Origin of the sequence: Pseudomonas fluorescens, assembly GCF_000968015.1 — a bacterium.
In the GTDB taxonomy this organism is placed as follows: domain Bacteria; phylum Pseudomonadota; class Gammaproteobacteria; order Pseudomonadales; family Pseudomonadaceae; genus Aquipseudomonas; species Aquipseudomonas fluorescens_W.
On record NZ_LACH01000031.1, the window covers coordinates 1 to 16,927 of the forward strand.

14 protein-coding genes are annotated in these 16,927 nt (G+C 58.3%); 4 read left to right on the forward strand and 10 right to left on the reverse strand.

The genetic code is table 11. The annotated features are described in order from the left end of the window. The first annotated feature begins 102 nt into the window (after positions 1–102). Positions 103–588, forward strand: coding sequence for a glutathione peroxidase (locus tag VD17_RS14530; protein WP_046054399.1), 486 nt, complete (start codon positions 103–105; stop codon positions 586–588). After that, a complete protein-coding gene (locus VD17_RS14535; RefSeq protein ID WP_046054400.1) occupies positions 585–1,046 on the forward strand; it encodes a MarR family winged helix-turn-helix transcriptional regulator in 462 nt (153 codons plus the stop codon). The genes VD17_RS14530 and VD17_RS14535 overlap by 4 nt, the downstream gene beginning before the upstream one ends. Here the strand turns inward: VD17_RS14535 and VD17_RS14540 are convergent. After that, positions 1,030–3,351 carry a hybrid sensor histidine kinase/response regulator gene (locus tag VD17_RS14540; protein WP_046054401.1) on the reverse strand — a complete coding sequence of 774 codons (2,322 nt, stop codon included), beginning with the start codon at positions 3,349–3,351 and terminating at the stop codon, positions 1,030–1,032. The genes VD17_RS14535 and VD17_RS14540 overlap by 17 nt on opposite strands. Before the next feature lie 166 nt (positions 3,352–3,517). On the opposite strand from VD17_RS14540, the gene VD17_RS14545 reads away from it, so the two are divergent. After that, positions 3,518–4,408 (forward strand): ATP-binding protein, encoded by an 891-nt coding sequence (locus VD17_RS14545; protein WP_046054402.1) that lies wholly within the window; start codon positions 3,518–3,520, stop codon positions 4,406–4,408. Continuing rightward, the gene (locus VD17_RS14550; protein WP_046054403.1) at positions 4,405–4,887 is read left to right on the forward strand and encodes a GAF domain-containing protein; all 483 of its coding nucleotides are present in this window, start codon (positions 4,405–4,407) and stop codon (positions 4,885–4,887) included. Before VD17_RS14545 ends, VD17_RS14550 begins: the two co-directional genes overlap by 4 nt. Here the strand turns inward: VD17_RS14550 and VD17_RS14555 are convergent, their stop codons facing one another. The 9 genes from VD17_RS14555 to VD17_RS14595 form a co-directional block, all read right to left on the reverse strand. Beyond that, positions 4,888–7,836 (reverse strand): HD domain-containing phosphohydrolase, encoded by a 2,949-nt coding sequence (locus VD17_RS14555; protein WP_046054404.1) that lies wholly within the window; start codon positions 7,834–7,836, stop codon positions 4,888–4,890. Between the two features lie 49 nt (positions 7,837–7,885). After that, the gene (locus VD17_RS14560) at positions 7,886–11,530 is read right to left on the reverse strand and encodes a transporter substrate-binding domain-containing protein (RefSeq protein WP_046054405.1); all 3,645 of its coding nucleotides are present in this window, start codon (positions 11,528–11,530) and stop codon (positions 7,886–7,888) included. An 8-nt stretch (positions 11,531–11,538) separates the two neighbouring features. Next, on the reverse strand, positions 11,539–12,165 hold the full coding sequence (locus VD17_RS14565; protein WP_046049241.1) for a response regulator transcription factor: 627 nt from the start codon (positions 12,163–12,165) through the stop codon (positions 11,539–11,541). A gap of 255 nt (positions 12,166–12,420) precedes the next feature. Beyond that, complete coding sequence (locus VD17_RS14570) at positions 12,421–12,813, reverse strand: response regulator (RefSeq protein ID WP_046054406.1); 393 nt, start codon at positions 12,811–12,813, stop codon at positions 12,421–12,423. A 183-nt stretch (positions 12,814–12,996) separates the two neighbouring features. After that, positions 12,997–14,325: a deoxyguanosinetriphosphate triphosphohydrolase gene (locus VD17_RS14575; protein ID WP_046054407.1), complete on the reverse strand. Its 1,329-nt coding sequence runs from the start codon at positions 14,323–14,325 to the stop codon at positions 12,997–12,999. A gap of 68 nt (positions 14,326–14,393) precedes the next feature. Continuing rightward, positions 14,394–15,557 carry an EAL domain-containing protein gene (locus VD17_RS14580; RefSeq protein WP_046054408.1) on the reverse strand — a complete coding sequence of 388 codons (1,164 nt, stop codon included), beginning with the start codon at positions 15,555–15,557 and terminating at the stop codon, positions 14,394–14,396. Positions 15,558–15,680: 123 nt separating this feature from the next. Continuing rightward, positions 15,681–16,022: a hypothetical protein gene (locus VD17_RS14585; protein ID WP_046054409.1), complete on the reverse strand. Its 342-nt coding sequence runs from the start codon at positions 16,020–16,022 to the stop codon at positions 15,681–15,683. Then, a complete protein-coding gene (locus tag VD17_RS14590) occupies positions 16,019–16,408 on the reverse strand; it encodes a phage holin family protein (RefSeq protein WP_046054410.1) in 390 nt (129 codons plus the stop codon). The genes VD17_RS14585 and VD17_RS14590 overlap by 4 nt, the downstream gene beginning before the upstream one ends. A gap of 1 nt (position 16,409) precedes the next feature. After that, a complete protein-coding gene (locus tag VD17_RS14595; protein ID WP_046049174.1) occupies positions 16,410–16,724 on the reverse strand; it encodes a DUF883 family protein in 315 nt (104 codons plus the stop codon). Positions 16,725–16,927: the final 203 nt, after the last annotated feature.

The window sequence follows — 16,927 nt, forward strand, 5'->3', positions numbered from 1 at the left end:
TTCGGCAGCTCCTACAGGGGATCAGTGTTTAACAATTTAAATTGCACACAATTCAATTGCTCGCTATGTTTGTCTCATCTTCCCTCATTCAGAGTCCGAACCATGAGCGACAACCTGCTGAGCATCCCTTGCACCACCATCAAGGGTGAGCAAAAGACCCTGGCGGATTACGCCGGCAAGGCCGTGTTGGTGGTCAATACCGCGAGCAAATGCGGCTTCACCCCGCAGTACAAAGGCCTTGAAGAGTTGTGGCAGACCTACAAGGATCAAGGCCTGGTGGTGCTGGGCTTTCCGTGTAACCAGTTCGGCAAGCAAGAGCCGGGCAACGAAGGGGCGATTTCCGAGTTCTGCGAGTTGAACTTCGGCGTCAGTTTTCCGCTGTTCAAAAAGATTGAAGTCAATGGCGCTGGCGCCCACCCGCTGTTCGTTCAACTGAAAAAACGCGCGCCGGGTGTGCTGGGTTCCCAGGGCATCAAGTGGAACTTCACCAAGTTTCTGATCGGCAAGGATGGCAAGTTGGTCAAGCGCTTCGCCCCCGCGACCAAGCCGCAGGACCTGACCCGCGAGATCGAAGCCCTGCTCAAATGAACACCTTGTCAGTCGATTCCCTGAAGCTTGACAGTCAACTGTGCTTCAAGCTGTACGCCGCTTCCCGGGCGGTGATCCGCGCCTACAAGCCGATGCTCGATCAGCTCGGCCTGACCTACCCGCAATACCTGGCGATGCTGGTGTTGTGGGAATGGCAGGAGGCAGCCCCCGAGCAGCCGACGGTCAAGGCGTTGGGCGAACGCCTGGCGCTGGATTCCGGCACGCTGACGCCGTTGCTCAAGCGTCTTGAGCAACTGCAACTGGTTCAGCGTCAGCGCTCGGTGCGGGACGAGCGTGAAGTGCACTTGAGCCTGTCGCCAAGCGGCAAGGCTTTGCGTGATCAGGTCGGGCCGCTCAAGGCCCGCCTGTTATGCGACAGCGGTGTGGATCTGGATCGCCTGAATGACCTGCGCGAGGGTCTTGATCACCTTTTGGGGCAAATCAAAGCACTGTCGTAGTAGGGACCCACAAGTCCAGCAGGGCCGCCAACTCTTCCCGGCGGAAGGGTTTTGCCAGGTAATCGCTCATGCCTGCCGCACGACAGCGTTCGCGCTCTTCGGACATGGCGTTGGCGGTCAGGGCGACGATGGGCAGCTGTGGCCAGCGTCCGCTGCGACGGATTTGCCGACTGGCCTCGTAGCCGTCCATCACCGGCATGTTGCAGTCCATCAGCACCAGATCGAATTCGCTCTGCTCCAACTGATCCAGCGCCTCGCCACCGTGACCGGCGACAATCACCTCGCAACCGAGTTTTCCGAGCATCCCCTTGGCCACCAATTGGTTGACCGGATTGTCCTCCACCAGCAGCACGCGTCCGCGCCGTTGTGGGGAGAGGGTGTCGAGTCGGGCACCATTGATCGTGCTGAGTTCCGGCTGCAGGACTCGCCGCAGCGTCTGGTACAGCGCGTTGCGTGCCAGAGGCCGCGCCTGTTGATGTAAGGGGGCGAGGGCGAGGGCTTCTTCGCTGGGCATGAAACTGCCGTAAGCGGTGACCAGCAGAATGGGCGCTTTACACGAAGGGCGCAGGCCAAACAGGCATTCGGGGCAATCGGTAATCAGTACATCCGGGTTCAGACCCCGCAACGAGTCATCGATCGAGCGCTGCTCATAGTCGAGCCCCCAGCCGGGCAACACACTGCTCAACAGTTCTGCCAGACCGCTGCTGGCGCTGGTGATGGCGATGACCTTGCCCTGTAATGAGGCCGGGGGAAGGGCGCGGGTGTGGCTGGGCAGCGGCAGATCCGCACAGAACAGGCTGCCGAAGCCTGCTTCCGAGCTGATGGTGAGGCGCCCTTGCATGGCTTCGCAAAGGTTGTAGGTCAGTGCCAGGCCCAACCCGGTCCCGCCGAATTGCCGGGTAATGCCGGCACCCGCTTGCGTGAAGGGCTGGAAGATCTTGACCTGGGCGTCCTGGGCGATACCGATGCCGGTGTCGCAGACTTCGATTCTGACGCCGTCCCCGAACGTCGACAGGCGCACATCGACCCGACCGAAACGGGTGAACTTGAGGGCGTTGGACAGCAAGTTGCTGACGATTTGTCGCACCCGGGTCGGATCCCCAAGCACCAGGGCCGGAAAGTGCGGGTCGATCAGGCAGCTCAGCTCGACACTCGGCGCGGCGTTTTGCGATAGCAGGTTGGCGGTGTCCTCGATCAGCGAGCCAAGGTCGAACGGAATATGTTCGAGCTCGAGTTGACCAGCATCGAACTTCGACAGATCGAGAATATCGTTGAGCAGTTCCACCAGTACTTTGCCCGAGTCATGGGCGATGGACAGCTGTTGCTGTTGTTCGGCATTGAGCGGGCCGTCCAGGGAAAGCGCGATCATCCCCAGCAGGCCATTGAGCGGCGTGCGGATCTCGTGGCTCATGTTGGCCAGGAACACCGAGCGCGCTTCGGCCATGTCCAAAGCGGTGCTGCGGGCGACTTCCAGCTCCTGATTGGATTGGCTGAGCCGCGAGTTGATCGCCTTGAGTTCCGCCGTGCGGGCCGAGACGATGTTCTCCAGCTGCCCAAGGTAGTCGGTGAGGCGGTTTTCGGCGTTGCGTCGCTGCTGGATTTCGGTGGCGATGTTTTCGAATTGTTGATTGGCAACCTTGACCAATACTCCAATTTCATCGTTTTCATGGCCCGTCGGACATTCCAGTGACGTCGGCTCCACGCCTCGCGGGTCGCGGCCGCTGAGTTCACGGATGACCCGTACCAATGGCTTGGTCAGCATCACATAAAACAGCGCCAGCAGGATGCCGGTCAGCAGCAGGCTGCGAGCGAAGCCATTGAGCAGGGTCACCTCGGCCCGACGCAGGAACCGGTTGCCGAATGAATAGGTGTCGACGTCCAGGCTCAGGGTGCCGAGGGATTCGGTCGGCAAGTGATCCAGGTAGAGACGGTCTTCGAACTGCCGGTTGGCGCCGAACAGGAAGTCGCTGATCACCCGATAACCGCTTTGCAAGCCCGGGCGTTTGACGCTGGCGAGCACGGTACCGTTGTTATCGATCAACTGCGCGCCGATGATCGCGGGCGAGCGCAACAGGCCCTGGGTCAGTTCCTGAGCGAGTTCGGCGTCGATGTTGTAGGCAATGCGGGACGCGGGGTTGTGGCTGATTTCCAGCAAAGACAGGATTTCGCGGTTGATGGAGGCGTCTTCACTGGCATAATCGATGCCAATTTGCAGCAGACTGAGCAGCGTGCCCAGAATGAAACCGACCAGCACAGTAAGCCTGGCTTGCTTGTAGGACAGCCGGTTGGTGAACTTGATATCCATGGGGTGTCGAACCACTTCCGTTTCCCTTCGCTGCTCAAGCATAGTCGATCATGCATGGATACCGATGTTCTCGCGAGCCCTTGGGCAAAGGGATGAGCCTGACACCGAACGCTGTGTTTAGTCGCTGTATCGCCATCATTACTGTGAACGAGCCCGAGGAGAAGACGTGGATTCCCGATTAAATGCTTTTCTTGAACGCGCCGATGCCGTTTTGGCCCGTATCGAACCGCTGCTGCCTGCGCCTCGGCAAGCTATCGACTGGAATCATTGCCTTGCCGCGCGCTGGCAGCGCGAGGGGCGCAGCGGGTTTCTGTTGCCGCTGGAAGTCAGCCTCGACATGCGTTTGTCCGACCTGATCGGTGTCGACCGGCAACTGGAGCAACTGGGGCGAAATACCCAACAGTTCCTCGATGGCATGCCGGCCAACCACGCATTGCTCTGGGGGGCGCGCGGCACCGGTAAATCGTCGCTGGTGCGCGCCTTGCTGGCCGAACACGCAAAGGCCGGTCTGCGGCTGATCGAGATCGAACGCGATCACCTGGCGGACTTGCCGCGCGTGGTCGAACAGATCGCCAAGCTGCCCCAGCGTTTCGTGCTGTTCTGCGATGACCTGTCGTTCGAGTCGGGCGAGGGTGATTACCGGGTGCTCAAGAGCGTGCTCGACGGCTCTCTCGAACAGGCCCCGGATAACGTTTTGTTGTACGCCACGTCCAACCGTCGCCATCTGGTACCGGAAAAGGAAAGCGATAACGAAAACTGGAAACGCGTTGACGGCGAACTCCATCCCAGCGAGGCGGTTGAAGACAAGATTGCACTGTCGGACCGTTTTGGATTGTGGCTGTCGTTCTATCCGTTTACCCAGGAACACTTTCTCAACGTCGTCGAACACTGGATCGGTCAACTGGCCGACAAGGCGGGCCTTAAGTGGCAGCGAGACGAAGCACTGGACATCCTCGCGGTGCGCTGGGCCACGGGCCGGGGTAATCGCAACGGACGTTGCGCGTATCAATTTGCCCGCTATTGGGTCGGGCTGAAGCTGTTGGAGCACAAGGCATGATTGATTTACAAAAGAGCGGCCAGGGTCTCGAAGGCTATGGCATGTTGTGGGCGCAATTGGAGTCATTGCTGGCGGACGAGCGGGATTTCATTGCCAACGCCGCGCAGTTCTCGGCGTTTCTGTACAACCAGCTCGATGACCTGAACTGGGCCGGGTTCTACCTCAATCGCAACGAAGAATTGGTGCTTGGCCCGTTTCAAGGGCAGATCGCCTGCGTGCGGATTCCGTTCGGCCGGGGTGTATGCGGAGCGGCGGCGGCCACCTTGCAGACCCAGTTGGTCGAGGACGTGCACGCGTTCCCCGGACACATCGCTTGCGACAGCGCGTCGAACAGCGAGCTGGTCGTGCCACTGGTCAAAGACGGTCGTCTGATCGGCGTGCTGGACCTCGATAGCCCGAAACTGGCGCGTTTTACCGCTGAAGATCAGGCCGGTATCGAGCAGTTGGCGGCGATTTTCCTGCGCCTGACCGACTGCTGATCATGCCCTCAAGCCTGCCTTGACCAGCAGGCTTGTCGGATCAACCGCATCGATCTGTTGGGGATCGAGGAATCGATCGGCGTACTGCACGTAGATTTGCGCGTTGATGAACAGCCCGAACAACTCAGGATCGATGTGGGCATCCCGGCACATCGTGGCCATGATGCCCAGCGCTTCGCTCAAAGACTTGGCTTTCTTGTAGGGGCGATCGGCGGCGGTCAGTGCTTCGAAAATATCGGCAATCGCCATCATCCGCGCCGGCAGGCTCATTTCTTCGCGCTTCAACTGCTTGGGATACCCGGTGCCGTCCATTTTCTCGTGGTGGCCGCCGGCGATTTCCGCGACGTTGCCGAGGTGGCCGGGGAAGGGCAGGTGGCTGAGCATCAGAATCGTCTGCACCATGTGGTGATTGATGATGTATCGCTCCTCGCGGGTCAGGGTGCCTCGGGCAACACTCAGGTTGTAGAGCTCGCCCCGGTTGTACTTGTGGGGCGGTACATCGAGCTTGAACCCCCACGGATTATCCTCCGGAATCAGTTCGGCTTCGGGCCGTTCGAACAGGTGCTCGGGTTTGTCCGCCAGCAATGGCTCGCTGACTGGTAGTGTCGGTGCCGGGGTTTGCGCCTGACGCCGGTTCTCTTCCCAGGAAACGCCCAGCCGGTCATCCAGCGTTCGGGTCCAGGTGCGTTGGGCGATGCTGCGCAGGCGTTGCAGGTCGGACTCGGCCATCGCCTCGCCACCCAGGTTGCAGCGGGCAACGAACGCGAAATCATCGTCCAGTCCCGCCAACGTGGCGTTGCGCAGTTCGGCCAGTTGCTGTTCGTCACTGCCCAGGGCCATGGCTTGCCAATAGCTGATCCAGGCATCGCGCTTCAGCACTTCGAAGCGGGTGCGGATTTCGTGGATACGGTCGTTAAGCGTTTCCAGCTTCGTGGCTTTATCGACCACATATTCCGGAGTGGTGACCTTGCCGCAGTCGTGCAGCCAGGCGGCGATGTGCAGCGCTTCCCATTCATCGTCGGTGGGTTGATAGCCACTGAAGGCCGGGTCCTGGCTGGCCGCGGCAGCTTGGGCTAGCATCAGGGTCAGCGCGGGCACTCGCTGGCAGTGACCGCCGGTGTAGGGGCTTTTGGCGTCAATCGCACCCGCCAGCAGTCGAATGAAGGAATCCAGCAGTTGTTTTTGTTTATCTTGCAGACGCTGGCTTTCAATACTCACGGCGGCCGCGCCGGACACGGCCTGGAGAAACGCGATGCGGTCCGGACGAAGTTTTTCCAGATCGCTCTGGTTGCCGGTATCGGCCAACAGCAGGATCAGCAGGCCCACGGTTTCGTTATGACGATTGTGCAGCCGAATGCCGATCAGGTGAACGCGGGGACACTCCAGCGCAAGCAACACCTTCTGCAAATCCCCGGCCTGTTCAAAACCCAGCGTGGTGACGACGTTGTCGGCATTCGACAGCTGTTGTAGCCAAGCAGGGCTTTGCGGCGCCTGGAGTTCGTGTCCTCGAAGATCAAATGACGGCAATGCCTGTGAGGTGCCGTTGACGACCAGACCATGGGGCTCCATGCGATCGCCATCACTTTCGCGCAGGTAGATCAGACCGGCCTGGGCCTGGCCGATTTTCACGGTTTCAAACAACACCCGTTCGAGCAAGGGGGCGAAGCGGGTCTCGGCGCTCAGGCTGTCGGTGATCTGGAAAAAACTCGCCAGGGTGTCTTTCATGCGCGTCATCGACACCCTCAGTTGGTCGACTTCGAGGACGGGAGAGCGACGTGAGGCCGGAAAGTTGAAATCAAAACTGCGAACCGCATCGGCCTCCCGTACCAGCGCGCGCAGGGGCTTGACCAGAATCCGCGAGGTCAGCCAGCCCAGCGGCAGGCACAGCAACAACGTGGCCAGGGTAATCAGCGCGCCTTGCCAGCGCATGCGGTAGGCATCGACGAGTAACTCATCTTCCGGCACCAGCAGCGCCAGTTGCAGCCCCTGGGGGCCGCCTTCCTGCATGCGGCTGCGGGCAACGATCCATTGACGACCGGCGACATCCAGGCGATTACCTGCGGCGGAATTGTTGAGCAATGCGCCGAGGCTGGGGCTGAGGTCAGCGGCTTTGATCAGGCGGGCAGTCTGATCGTCGATGATCAGTTTGCTGCTGTCGGGATACGCGATGGCATTCCCTTCGGCATCGAACAGCACGATTTCGGTACTGGGCGTCACGACATGTTTGGCCAGGGTTGCGGAGAGTTCCGCCAGGGTCAGGTCGGCACCCATGACAGCCTGTTTGCCACTGCGCCGGGCCAGGGTAGTGCCGACATTGTGGGTGGAGAAAAAGATGTAGGGTTCGGTGGTGATCTGATCGCTGTCGCCGCGGGCGTTGGCATACCAGGCGCGGGTTCGCGGATCGTAGGTTTCGTCGGGGGTGTCCTGGCGGCTGATGAGGGCCAGATCCTGATCGAAAAACAATGATTGGGAGCGGACCTGACCGCTGTTGCCTGTTCGTTCAATGCTCCACACCTGATAAGCCGCGGTATCCGGTGCCTTGAGGAGCGTTTTCAGGTCGGGGGTTCGCAAGGGCCGAACCATGAAGAAATCACCGTTGCCATAGCCCAGATACAACGAGGCCAGGTCGGGGTTGTCCTTGAGTGACTGGCTGAAGGGTTTGAGTAGCGCCAGGCGTTGCTCCAGGTCAGGTGCCTGGGTCGCCGGGTATTCCGCCAGCAGGGACAGCAGATGGCGAATCGGTTCATAAGTGGCGTGCAGGTCGAGACGGACGTCCTGCTCGATGCGGTTGAAGAGCTTTTCACTGCTGGAAAGAATGATCTGCGTGGTTTGCTGGTAGTTGAAAAGGCCCAGCACCACGCCAGTCAGCAACAGCAGGAAAGTGAACATCACGCTGATATGGACGTGCAGGGGAAACCGCCGTTGATCCGGGCGCAGTGGGCTGTGCATTGCAGGTCTCTCCATGATGGTTAACACACTGCTCAGCGTCCAAGCATAGTTAAGGCTCTGTCATTCTGCTTTTGCCGTTTTGGCCGATCTGTTGCTGCAATGCTTGCTCCAATTCGAGCATGGCGCGCTCTATAGCCTTGCTGCAATCGGCCACTTCTTCGTGACGAAACACTTCATGGCAGGCCTTTTCCAGCGCCTCGCAGCTGTCGATCACCCGGGAGGCCTGGACGATTCGGGCGGCGCCCTTGATTTTGTGGGCGACGTCGAGAAAGGGCTGAGGTTCTTTGGAGGGGGACAGCGCCAGCAGTTCTTGTCGGTCCAGACGGTTGCTGTTCAACAGTTCGGTCAACAGTCGCTGGTCCAATACCGGATCTCCGCCGGTCAAAAGACGCAGTCCTTGCAGGCTGAATGCGGGATCGCGAACGGTTGGCCCGATGCCTTCAAACCACTGACTCAAGGCTGTCAGGGTAAGGGGCTTGAACAGGCAGTCGTCCATCCCGGCTTGTTTGCAGCGTTGTATTTCTTCCGGTTGTGCGTTGGCGGTAAAACCCAGCACGGTACAGGGCGGGCGGTGCGTTTTTTGTTCGTGTTGGCGAATGGCGCGGGCCAGTTCGTATCCGTTCATGATCGGCATGTTGCAATCGACAATTACCAGATCGAACGGCTCGGCTGCCCATGCCTGAAGTCCCGCCTGGCCATCCGGTGCGACGCTGAATCGGTGGCCAAGAAACGCCAGTTGCTGGCACATGAGCAAGCGATTGGCGGGGTGATCGTCGACCACCAGAACATTCAACGGGGTCGTCGTGGTGCGGATTTGCGCTTCAGCAGTCTCCGGCATCTCTACGAGTGGCAGTGTCGCCAGGTGCAACGACACCTCGACGTGAGTGCCGACACCCGGCTGGCTGCTCAATTGCAGGCTGCCGCCCATCATTTCGCACAGGCTGCGGCTGATCACCAGCCCAAGCCCCGCCCCACCTCTGGCTGACTGCCCGGAGTGATCGGCCTGAGCGAAAGGTTCGAACAACCGCCGCTGATCCTGTTCACTGATCCCTATGCCGCTGTCGTGAACCTGCAACAGCATCCAGACCCGCTCAGGTTCGGCGGTTGGGTGCAGGTCGACGATGATCCTGATTTGGCCGCGCTCCGTGAACTTGATGGCATTGCTGACCAGATTGGACAAGACCTGCTTGAAGCGCATCGGGTCCAGCAGGACATCAAACTCCGGCTTGGCAGGGCGGAACTCCACCAGCAGCCGGAGGTTTTTCTGGCGTGCCAGTCCATCGAAGACCCGCACTACAGAGGCCACGATTTCACTTGGATTGACCCGTTCAGGGCTCAGGCTTAGCTGTCCAGACTCAATCCGTGCAATGTCGAGAATGTCCCCGATCAGCTCCAAGAGGTCCTTCGCCGAGTTGTACGCCACATCGATGGCCGGGCGATCCGGGTGCTCATGATCGATGCGTTTCAGCGTGAGTTCGAGCATGCCGATGACCGCATTCATCGGGGTGCGGATCTCATGGCTCATGGTCGCCAGAAAGGTGGTTTTGGCACGGTTGGCTTCATCGGCGCGCTCTTTGGCATAACGCAGATCATCGAACAGTTGCCGCCGTTCGCTGATGTCGATCCAGCCGCCGATGATGCCTTGCACTTCACCGCTCGAATCACGGTAGGGAAGAATCCAGTGGTAAATCGTCAGTCTGCGGCCGCCGATATGCAGCGCGCGATCGAGAATCAGCGGTATGCCCTCGACCACGACGCGCTGGTAATCGGCCTGGTACTCCCGGGCTTCGAACGCATTGCTCATGTTGCCTTGTATGACGCCTTTGCCGATGACGTCTTCACGTCTCGCACAGAAGGCTTCCAGGTAACTGTCGTTGCAGCTTTGCAGCAGTCCCTGACGATCGCGGACGTAGAGGGGATGAGGCGTCCCGTTGACCAGTGATCGCATGAATTCGAATTGATCGTTCAACGCTCGCTCGGCTGCCTGACGCTGCTTTATCTGGCGACGCATGTAAGCGTTCCAGGCAGCGGAAATCAGCAGTAGCACCCCGGCACCGATAACGATTTGGTAGAACAGTCGGTGATAGTTGCGCCAGGTACTTTGCGAGGACGCCGAATAGCCGCGCCAACGGCTGTTGATGATGCCCAGTTCTTCCGGAGCAATACTCAGCAGTGCCTTGTTGAGGATGGCGTTCAGTTCTTTGGCATCTCGGCCGGTGGCCAGGGAGAACGCGGCCTGCCGGGTGCCGATGGTGGTACTGATTTGAAGGGTGTGCTCGAAGAGCTGCGATGAGATGAAGTAGTTGGCAATCACCAGTGAATTCACCGCACCTTCTGCCTTGCCCTCGGCCAGCAACTCCACGGCGCTAAACGTGTCCGGGGTTTCAATCAGCCTGATCCGCGGGAACTCGCTGCGCAGGTAATCCACCAGGGGATTGCCTTGGGCGATTGCCAGGCGTTTGTCCTGTAACTGCGTAAGGCTTGTCGGACTGTCGGCGGCTTTGCGAGTCAACAGGACAAAAGAGTTTTGCAGATAGGGGCGGGTGAAGTTCAGCGTCGATTCACGTTGGGCGCTGGGGAGCAGGGCGGCGATCAAGTCGGCCTTATTGTCCCTGATCTGCCCGATCATCTCGTCATCACTGCGGCTGCGACGGACGTCGAAGCGCAAACCGGTGCGCAATCTGATCAGTTCTAGCAAGTCGGCGCTAACCCCACGAAAGTTGCCATCACTGTCGAAAAACGTCAGCGGTGCAAAAGCCTCATTGACCACCACACGCACGACCGGGTGTTGCGCCAGCCAGCGTTCCTCATTGTGGGTGAGCTGCAGTTTTTGATCGGTGAGAAGCATGTCACTGCCGGCACTCCAGCGTTTGGCGATGTTGTCCCGTTCGTTGGTGGGGATGGCCATGAGTATTGCGTTGATGATCCCGAGCAGTGGCGGGTTGTCCTTGTGCACGGCAAAGCTGAAACCGTGGGCTTCGTGTTTGCCGAAATTGGCCATGCGGATGTTGTTCAGATACCCCTTGTTGATCATGTAATGGGTGGAAATGGTGTCACCCAGAAAAACGTCAGCCTGGTCGAAGGCAACGGCATTGATCGCATTCTGGTAGGACGGGAAGGACGTGATGATCGCCCTCGGATACAGTGCCTTCACCTCCTCCTGCGGCAAATAGTGATACACCATGCTCAGGCGCAGACCGGCCAGGCCATCGGTCAAGGATCGGGTTTCACCTTCGCGTGTCACCAGAACCGGCTGGTCCACCGCATAGGGGGTGGAAAGTACGATGTCAGCGTTGCGAGCTTCGAATCCATTGGCGGTCCCCAGCAAATCGATCTCGCCGTTTTCGAGTGCCTCTATAGCGGCCTCCCGGGACGAAAATCTCAGAACCTTGATTGGCAAACCGGTTGTTTTGCCGAGGATGCCCGCGTAATCGGCGGTAAAACCTTCGTAGTCGTGACCACTGATGGTCAGGTCGAAAGGGGGGTAGTCCGGGGCTGACGTGCCCAGGATCAGTTCCTGTTTATTCTCAATCCATTGTCGTTGTGCGTTATCCAGTTGGACTTCCTGGTGTCCGGCCATTGAGCGACTCATCAGGGTGTAGTTCTCGCTGACGGTCTGCGCAGCGGCCACTGAGGCGGTCAGGCATAATCCTGCGGCCATGAGTGTCAGATAATCCTTTATACGACTGGGCATCCTGTTTCTCACACTAACGCGTTACGTTTTGCCATATCGATGAGTTCAACCAGGGATTTGGCTTTGAGTTTCTGCATGAGGCGTTTTTTATAAGTGCTGACAGTCTTGTTGCTCAGAAACATGCCTTTGGCAATTTCCTTGTTGGTGCGGCCTTGGGCAAAGAGTTGCAATACCATCAGTTCCCGGTCATTGACTGACTTGAACAGTTCCAGGTCGGCGAATCGCGCGTCATCACAGCGAACAGGATTCAAGGCCTGACTTGGGAAATAGTTGTAACCTGACAATACGGCCTTTATAGCGCTGACCAGTTCACTCAGATCTTCCTGTTTACACACATATCCCGATGCGCCGGATTGCATGCAGCGAATACCGAAAAGTGTCGGGCACTGTGCTGTTAACACCAATGTTTTCAGGCGGGTACTCATTGCGTTGAAACGGGCGAGAACTTCCAGCCCATCCAGTTTGGGAATGCTGATGTCGAGAATGACCAGATCAGGCATGCATTCGCGAACCATCTGCATGGCGTCGACCCCATTATCAGTTTCGCCGACGACTTTGTAACCTTCATGTTCAAGCAACATTCTGACGGCAAGGCGGATAACCGGGTGATCGTCGACAATAAAAACGGAGTTCATAATCAAATCCCATACGAGCTCAAATAAAGCGCGCACCTTAGCTCAGATAGTTGAGGCGTCGCATGAGCTGACGGACCTGCAGCGGCAATATAGGAACAATCCTACAGCTGAAGAAGAATGGGACTACGTATCAACTAGGTTTTTTATGAAGAAGGGTGAAGGTTGTTGATGGTTAGTCGAGAGGTTGGAAGTATTTGTTTGTAAGTTTTGAGTTGTGTTTTGGCTAAGTTTTTAGTGCGTTTGGTATGCGATTTTTTACAGTGAGGCCAAGGTCAGCAAGTTTCTAAATTCGGATTGTTTCAGCGGTTTGATCAAGTACCCCAGTAATGGCAGTCCGTGTTCGTTGGCCTTTTTTTCAAGTTCATCCAGTTCGGCGGATGTCAGGCTACTTAACAGTATGGCCTGTCTGATCATCCCCCGGTGGCTGGCGAATTCGACCAGATCAAGCCCGCAGAGGTCGGGCAGACATTGATCGCACAAAAGAATATCAAATGGTTGCACCGCCTTGAGCATTTGTTGCAAGGCGCCATCGGCACTGTCGGTAGTGGTCAGTTGGGTGAAACCGTAACTCTCAAGCAGGTATTGAGTTGCCCGGAGTTGGAAGGGATGATCTTCCACCAGCAAGATGCGCAGATCGTCTTTGGACATAGGAGTATTCACGCTTCTTCTGTCGAGCTGAAGGAGGCGAGATTATTTCGCGAGGTTACCGAATAATCGATCAGTTAGCTCAGCGCAGGTTGTAGGGGAATTCGGAGAACGTTGAGTGCACTTGAGGTTTGAGAGGCAAATCAACCATTACAGGCGGCGTAATGGCTGATCACCCAGGTCTCATCAGTGGCTCGAACGACCGGTCATCTCCAGCGCCATTTCACTGGCATAGCTGTCGGTCATGCCGGCGATGAAGTCAATCATCCGTAGAAACGAGGCGTGCAATGGGCCGTGAGGATCGGGCGCATTGTTACCCAACAGGTCGAGGACTCGGCGACTCTTGAAGGACGGCGTTCGACCGTTATGCTGTTCCAGTGCCGCGCCGCAGAAGGCGTTGAGCAGGATTTCCAGCGTGGTGTAGGCGCCGATTTCATGCAGGGTCTTGCGCTTGTCCTGGAAGATTTTCTTCCGTGCCATGTCCTTGGCATTCAGTACGCATCGCTTGGCAGGGCCGTGCATGTGTTCCACCAGATCACCGGGCAGCGTGCCGGCCAGCAACGCGTCCTGTTGCTCGACAAAGGCCCGTGCTGCGGCGTTGGTCAGGTGCTCAATGGCTTTGCCTCGCAGGATCGCCAGTTTGCGCCGACGCGAATCCAGTGGCCCAAGCTGGCGATAGGTTTCCGGTAAATCGTCACCCACAAGGTCCAGCAACAGGGATTCGACTTCGGCGTACTCCAACAACTCCATTTCCAGACCGTCTTCCAGATCGATCAGCGCGTAACAGATGTCATCGGCAGCCTCCATCAGATACACCAGCGGATGGCGCGCCCAACGCTGTTCCTCGAGTTGCGGCAGGCCGAGTTTATGGGCGATTTGTTCCAGAAGCGGCAATTCGCTCTGATAGCAGCCGAACTTGTGTTTCTTGTAGCCCAGTGAATCCGCGTGTTTTGCCGTCCATGGATACTTCAGATAAGTACCCAGCGTGGCGTAGGTCAGCCGGGTGCCGCCGTCGAACTGGTGATATTCCAGCTGGGTGAGTACCCGGAAGCCTTGGGCATTGCCTTCGAAATTGAGGAAATCATTGCGTTCGACTTCGCTCATTGCATCCAGCCAGCCACGGCCGGCGGCTTGCTGGAACCAGTGGCGAATCGCGTCTTCACCGGAGTGGCCGAAGGGCGGATTGCCGATGTCATGGGCCAGGCAAGCCGATTGCACCACCATGCCCAGGTCGCTGGGCTCGCACCAGTCAGGCAGGGCGTTGCGGATGGTTTCGCCGACGCGCATGCCCAGCGAACGGCCGACGCAGCTGACTTCCAGCGAGTGGGTCAGGCGCGTGTGGATATGATCGTTGCTGGTGACCGGATGGACCTGGGTCTTACGCCCGAGGCGGCGAAACGCGCCCGAAAAAATGATCCGGTCGTGGTCTTTGTGGAAAGGACTGCGGCCGAGTTCTTCCGGGCTGTGCAGAGGCTTTCCGAGGCGTTCGCGGGTAAGCAGGGTTTGCCAATCCAAGGCTGGTTCTCTCCGTCAGGTGACTGATCCCCTAGCTTCCCGTTTCGCGCATGTGCCTGCAAGCGGAACTACAGCCCGGCGGCGTCGATATCGATGAGCAGCAGTCGCTCGCCGTGGTCGAAAAATTGCCCGGCGGTGAGGCAATACTGGTTGCTGGTGGCGTCGCGGTAAGTATTGGAGAGCGTCAGTCTTCGCTCATCCCAACCCTCTGCCAGCAGGTGATAGAAGTAGGGGCGCCATGACCAGTTGTGGCCCAGGTAGCGATTGTCGGCCTCCCAACCGTTGTTGCGCCATTCAAGGTTAGGCGTCAGTTGCGTGCCGTGGCGGTCGCATTGGTAGAAGCGCAGCAGCCAGGGAAATGCATCCAGTTGTGGCAAGGCGCTGAGCGGCGCGCGGGCCTGAGCCCATGCTTGCAGGATGGTCATCAGCTCGCTGAGTTGCTGGCGCATGATCATCAGGCGACCGCGCTCAGCCAGCTTCTGCTGAACATAGCGCTGACGCAGTTGCGCGAAGCGCTCGACAAAGGCGTCCGTGGCAAAGAAACCGGCTTGTGCCCGGGCGAACAGAAAACCCTGAACGTAGCGTGAACCACACTCCAGGGCAAAACTCAGTTGAGCCTCGGTTTCCACCCCTTCGGCGATGATCCAGCAACCGGTTTTCTCCGCCATTTGCGCCAGAGCCTTGACCACGTCGCTGCTCGGTCCACCTAACGCAGCGGCCTGGAACAAGCGCATGTCGAGTTTGAGAATGTCCGGTTGCAGCGCAAGTACGCGATCAAGCTGAGAGTATCCGGCACCGAAATCATCGATGGCGATCCTCGCGCCGGCTTGTCGGTAGCGTGCCACAACTTCGGTCAGACGCTGAATATCGCCCCCCAGTTCGGTGATCTCGAAGACAATGCGTTGCGGATCGACATTGTGCCTGCTCAATTGCTTGAGGCTCGGTAGAGCCTGGTCCTGCCGCAAGCGGTTGATCCAGCGTGGCGATATATTCAGGCTCAGAAACCAGTCCGAGGGCGCTTCATGCAGGCGGCTTAGCGCGTTATCGCGGATCTGGCGATCCAGACGACGCAGGGCGATGGCGGGCGTTCGCGGGTCGGCGAACAGCGGCCCCACCGAGGTCAGTTGACCGTCGGCCTGGCGCAATCTTCCCAGTGCCTCGACACCCGCGATACGGCCGGTGGCGGTATCGATGAACGGCTGAAAACAGGCGAGCGGTTGCCCGTCGATCACGAGGCCTCCTTGGTCAGGTCTTGTTATTGGATTAAACCTGTTCACCGGGTAGGCACGCAGGATTGAACCCCTCGATAAAGAGGTTCAATCCCGATGTTGCAAGAATGCAGCCAGATAACGGCTTTAGTGGTTACGCGAAGAGCCTTGCATGACCAGCTTGATCAATGGCCCCAGCGTGGCGCCCAGACGAACCAGTCGAGTGAGGCTGCTGACGCCACCGCTCTTGGCGCCCTTACCTGTCAGAAAACCCAGTAAGGTGACGGCTGCCACGCCCCAGAGTGGGGCGTGCTTGATGCCGAAGCCATCTTGCAGGTTTTGCGTCATCCCGCGCACGCGCTGCAAGGGTTGCAGCAGTTGCGCGGATTCGTGGCGGATTTCCTGACGATGCATTTCCATGCGCAGGCGGATCAGCGCCTTGCGCATTTCAGTGCGCGAGCTGTTGTGAGGCAGTTCAGGCAGGCTCATGGCAGCAGACGCTCCCGATCGTTGGCCAACTCTTCCAGAGTGCCGTGGAAGGGCGAGGATTCATCGAAAATCGCCGCTTTCAAGCGCATCGCACAGAAAATGGCCGCCAGTGTGTAGAACACACAGAGCCCGATGATGGCCGCCAGGCGATAGGTGTCCCAAAACAGGATCAACACCAGCGTCGACAGCCCCACCAGCAACAGCAAGGCAAAAACCAGCGCCAGGCCTGCGAACAGCAACAGGCTTACCGTGCGGGCTTTTTGTTCCTGCAATTCGATGCCGAACAGTTCGACATGGCTGTGCAACAGTCCAAGAAAAGCGGCACCCAGGCGCCGCGGTGAGGAGCTTGGGCCCGTCGCGGACGAGCCGGATTCGCCGATCGCCATATCAGCGCCGAGTGGCCAGCAAGCCAAGCAGGAAACCCACGCCGGCCGCGATCCCGACTGATTGCCATGGGTTGGCCTGGACATAGTCTTCGGTGGCGGTAACGGCAGCCTTGCTGCGTTCGCGCAGGGAGTCTTCGGTCAATTTCAAGGTTTCGCGCGCACGCAGCAGACTGTCGTGGATTTGCTCGCGCAACTCATCAGCCTGATCGCCGGCCAACGTTGCGGTGTGTTCCAGCAAGCGTTCGGTGTCGCTGACCAGAGTCTGAAAATCATTCATCAGGATTTCTTGAGCAGTCTTTGCCTTGATGCTGGCCATTGGTGGATCTCCGTAAGTGGCTTCTGAAGCGTTCGAGTATGAGCCTTGCGCGAAGGTTCAGTACAAATGACTGGTACAACTTTTGCTACGTCGTGGTGCGTCTGCCTGCGTCGTTGCGCTGTTGCCGGGCAGGATTCGAGCAAAACCTTATCTCAAATAATGAAAACTCGCGCAAAGGTTCCAACCTTGTGCGCCAAAGTGGC